This is a genomic window from Mesorhizobium sp. M2C.T.Ca.TU.002.02.1.1 (assembly GCF_003997225.1).
In genome coordinates, this window is record NZ_RZTO01000544.1 from 1 (window position 1) to 4,359 (window position 4,359).

The window sequence follows — 4,359 nt, forward strand, 5'->3', positions numbered from 1 at the left end:
TACCAGTCGGGGCTGTTGCGCCAGACGGCGTCGACCTCGCGCTGGCAGGCGGCGTAGGAATCGAAGTCGGCGGCCACCATGAACCAGTCGCTCTGGTAGAGGCCGTTCATCAGGTCGCGATAGCGGCCGGGATCATCGGGCGAGAAGACGCCGGAGGAAATGGCCGATACCGCCTGCGACAGCTCGGGCGAGGCCTCGATCACACCGCGCGGAATGTAGCCGTTGTTGCGCCGCTCGGCGACTTGCGCCGTGGTGAGGCCGAAGATGAAGATGTTGTCGTCACCGACATGTTCCTTGATCTCGACATTGGCGCCATCGAGCGTGCCGATGGTGAGCGCGCCGTTCAGCGCGAACTTCATGTTGCCGGTGCCCGACGCCTCCATGCCGGCGGTCGAGATCTGCTCGGAGAGGTCGGCGGCCGGCATCATCACCTCGGCCAGGCTGACATTGTAGTTCGGCACGAACACGACCTTCAGCAGGCCGCGCACCGACGGATCGCCGTTGATGACCTTCGCGACGTCATTGGCCAGTTTGATGATCAGCTTGGCGTTGTGATAGCTGGGCGCCGCCTTGCCGCCGAAGAATTTCACGCGCGGCATCCAGTCCCGCTCGGGATGCGAGCGGATCTGGTCGTAGAGCGCGATCGCCTCCAGGATGTTGAGCAGCTGGCGCTTGTATTCGTGGATGCGCTTGACCTGGATGTCGAACAGCGCCGACGGGTCCAGCCTGATGCCCAGACGGTCTGCGACGAGGTTGGCGAGCCGCGCCTTGTTCTGCCGCTTCACGGCGGCGAACTTTTCGCGGAAAGCCGCGTCGTCGGCCAGAGGATCGAGCCCCTTGATCGCCTCGATGTCGTCCATGAAGCGGTCGCCGATCGCCTCGCGGGCGAGCGTGGTCAGGCCCGGATTGCACTGGATCAGCCAGCGCCTGGGCGTGATGCCGTTGGTCTTGTTGTTGATGCGGTCGGGATAGAGCTTGTGGAGATCGGCGAACACCGTTTCCTTCATCAGCTCGGTGTGCAGCGCCGAGACGCCGTTGATCGAATGCGAGCCGACGAAGGCCAGATTGCCCATGCGCACGCGCCGATCGCCATTTTCCTGGATCAGCGAGATGCGGGCGATCTGATCGCCCGAGAACTGGTTGGTGGCGCGCGCCTCGAGCAGCACCTGCGCGTTGATGGCGTAGACGATCTGCATGTGGCGCGGCAAAAGCCGCTCGAACAGCGGCACCGGCCAGCTTTCCAGCGCCTCGGGCAACAGCGTGTGGTTGGTGTAGCCGAAGGTGCGCTTGGTGATATCCCAGGCCAGGTCGAAGTCCATGCCGTGGACGTCCATCAGGAGCCGCATCAGCTCCGGCACGGCGACCGCGGGATGGGTGTCGTTGAGGTGGATCGCCGCCTTGTCGGGCAGCGATTTCAGGTCGCCATACTGGCTCAAATGCCGCTGGACGATGTCCTGCAGCGAGGCGGTGGAGAAGAAATATTCCTGCCGCAGCCTCAGCTCCTGGCCGGCCATGTGAGAATCGGCCGGATAGAGCACGCGCGACAGCGCGTCGGCCTTGTTGCTTTCGGCCAGCGCGCCGATGTGGTCGCCGGCGTTGAACTTGTCGAGCAGGATCGGGTCGATCGGCATGCCGGACCAGAGTCTCAGCGTGTTGACGCGGTTGGCGCGCCAGCCGGCCACCGGCGTGTCGTAGGCGACGGCCAGCACATGCTCGGTCGGCTTCCAGACATGGCGTTCGAGCCGGCCGTCCTTCGAAGTGATCGATTCCACGGAGCCGCCGAAGCCGACCTCGAAGGAGCGTTCGCGCCGCTCGAACTCCCAGGGATTGCCGTGGTCGAGCCAGGTCTCGGGCAGCTCGACCTGCCAGCCGCCCTGGATTTCCTGGCGGAACATGCCGTTGGCGTAGCGGATGCCGTAGCCATGGGCGGGGATGTCGACGGTCGCCATGCTTTCCATGAAGCAGGCGGCGAGACGGCCGAGACCGCCATTGCCGAGCGCGGCGTCCGGCTCCAGCGCCGCGATCAGGTCGAGGTCGACGCCGAGCGAGGACAGCGCCTCGCGCATGTTCTCCATCAGGCCGAGATTGGAGAAGGCGTCGCGCATCAGGCGCCCGATCAGGAATTCCAGCGAAAGGTAATAGACGCGCTTTTCCTGCTGGTCGTAGGCTTCCTTGGTCGCCTGGATCCAGTGGTCGACGATGCGGTCGCGCACCACCTTGATCGAGGCCGTCAGCCAGTCATAGGGCGTCGCGACGGTGGTGTCCTTGCCGACCCGGTATTTGAGCGACAGCAGGACCTCTTCAGCGAGCGTCTTGGGATCGGGATTGTCGAGGACAGGGACTTCAATCATGGCGGATGTCATTTCGCCTCTCGTTCAGCTGGCCTGATCATAGCGGCTTTCACCGTTCCTCCCAGCCTATCTTAGTGCGTTGCAGCATAGTTTCAATCGATTTAAGCAGCCACGGTCCGCCATCCCCGCGACAATGCGGCGCGATCAGGCCTCCAACACCTCCGGCGGAGCCTTGGCGCCGGTCATGAAGGCGACGGCGTCGGACATCGTATACTGCTTGGGGTCGATGACGGCGAGACGACGGCCCAGGCGATGGATGTGGACGCGGTCGGCCACCTCGAAGACATGCGGCATGTTGTGCGAGATGAGCACGATCGGCAGGCCGCGCTTCTTGACGTCGAGCATCAACTCCAGCACGCGGCGGCTTTCCTTGACACCGAGCGCCGCGGTCGGTTCGTCCATGATGACGACGCGGCTGCCGAAGGCGGCGGCACGGGCCACCGCGACACCCTGGCGCTGGCCGCCCGACAGCGTCTCGACCGACTGGTTGATGTTCTGGATGGTCATCAGCCCGAGTTCCGACAGTTTCTCGCGGGCGATTCGCGCCATGGCCGAGCGGTCGAGCCGGCGCAGCCACTGCCCGGCAAAGCCGGGTTTGCGCAGCTCGCGGCCGAGGAACATGTTGTCGGCGATCGACAGCGCAGGCGACAGCGCCAGGTTCTGGTAGACGGTCTCGATGCCGGCCATGCGCGCCTCGATCGGCGAGCGGAAATGCACCGGCTGGCCGTTGAGCTCGATCGCGCCGGAATCCGGGATGACCGCGCCGCACAGCGCCTTGACCAGCGTCGACTTGCCGGCCCCGTTGTCGCCGATGACGGCGAGGATCTCGCCGGGCATCAGGTCGAAATCGGCGTTGTCGAGCGCCACCACCCTGCCGTAGCGCTTGTTGAGGCCTTTGGCCTGAAGAATTGGCTGCTGCGTGCTCATGCCGAAATCTTCCTGATCCACTGATCGATGGTGACGGCGAGGATGATGAGGATGCCGACGGTGAACTCCTGCCAGAGCGAGTCGACGCCAGCTAGCGCGAGACCATTGCGGAAGACGCCGACGATCAGCGCGCCGAACAGCGTGCCGACCAGCGAGCCGCGGCCGCCGAACAGCGAGGTGCCGCCGATCACCACGGCGGTGATGGCATCGAGATTGGCGGTCTGGTTGCCGAGCGGGCTTGCAGCACCGATGCGGCCGATGAGCGCCCAGGCGGCGACCGCGCAGATGAAGCCGGCGAGCGTATAGACGGCGATGAACACACCGCGTGTGTTGATACCAGCAAGGCGCGCAGCCTCATCGTCATCGCCGGTGGCGTAGACATGGCGGCCGAACGCGGTACGGTTCAGCACATACCAGATGATCAGCGCCGTCAGGATCATGGCGATGGCGCCGTAGGTCAGCACCGCGCCGCCGCCCAGTCTGATCGTGTGGCCCAGCCATTGCAGCAGCGGTCCCGCCGCTTCGATGTCCTGGGCGCGCACGGTCTCGGAATGCGAGACGTAGATGACCATCGCGCCGTAGACGCTCCAGGTGCCGAGCGTGACGATGAAGGGCGGCAGCTTGATCACCGCCACCAGAACGCCGTTGATCAGGCCGCAGACAAGGCCGGTGAGCAGGCCCAGCACGAAGCTCAATTCGACCGGCACGCCGTAAGTGACGGTCAGCCTGCCCATGACGATGGACGACAGCACCATCATGGCGCCGACCGAAAGATCGATGCCGGCGGTGAGGATGACCAGCGTCTGGGCGATGCCCAGAAAGGCGATGATGGTGACCTGCTGCAGCACAAGCGAAAGATTGAACGGCGCGAAGAACCGTCCGCCTGCCGCGATCGAGAAAATCAAAATGCCGATGACCAGGACAATGAACGGGACGGCCGTGGGATATTCGTGCAGGAAGCGCTGCAGGGTTTTGAGAAATGAACCCCGGTCCTCATCAAAGCTCGCCACGGACTGGTCGTGGCCGTGAAGGCCGCGCTCGGCCGAGACCGAGCCGGTTGCGTCGTCGCTCATTTTATCCC

At 64.5% G+C, this 4,359-nt stretch carries 3 protein-coding genes; all 3 read right to left on the minus strand.

Annotated elements, in window-relative coordinates; genetic code table 11:
* On the minus strand, positions 1 to 2,363 hold a 2,363-nt coding region (locus EOD07_RS24465; RefSeq protein WP_164772481.1), incomplete at its 3' end, for a glycogen/starch/alpha-glucan phosphorylase.
* Positions 2,364 to 2,495: 132 nt separating this feature from the next.
* Complete coding sequence (locus EOD07_RS24470; protein WP_127237273.1) at positions 2,496 to 3,278, minus strand: ATP-binding cassette domain-containing protein; 783 nt, start codon at positions 3,276 to 3,278, stop codon at positions 2,496 to 2,498.
* Positions 3,275 to 4,351 carry an ABC transporter permease gene (locus EOD07_RS24475; RefSeq protein ID WP_127237274.1) on the minus strand — a complete coding sequence of 359 codons (1,077 nt, stop codon included), beginning with the start codon at positions 4,349 to 4,351 and terminating at the stop codon, positions 3,275 to 3,277. Before EOD07_RS24475 ends, EOD07_RS24470 begins: the two co-directional genes overlap by 4 nt.
* Between the last annotated feature and the right edge of the window lie 8 nt (positions 4,352 to 4,359).

Coding starts and splice junctions, on each gene's coding strand:
- EOD07_RS24470 (WP_127237273.1), bottom strand. CDS start 3,278: ATGAGCACGCAGCAGCCAATTCTTCAGGCCAAAGGCCTCAACAAGCGC.
- EOD07_RS24475 (WP_127237274.1), bottom strand. CDS start 4,351: ATGAGCGACGACGCAACCGGCTCGGTCTCGGCCGAGCGCGGCCTTCAC.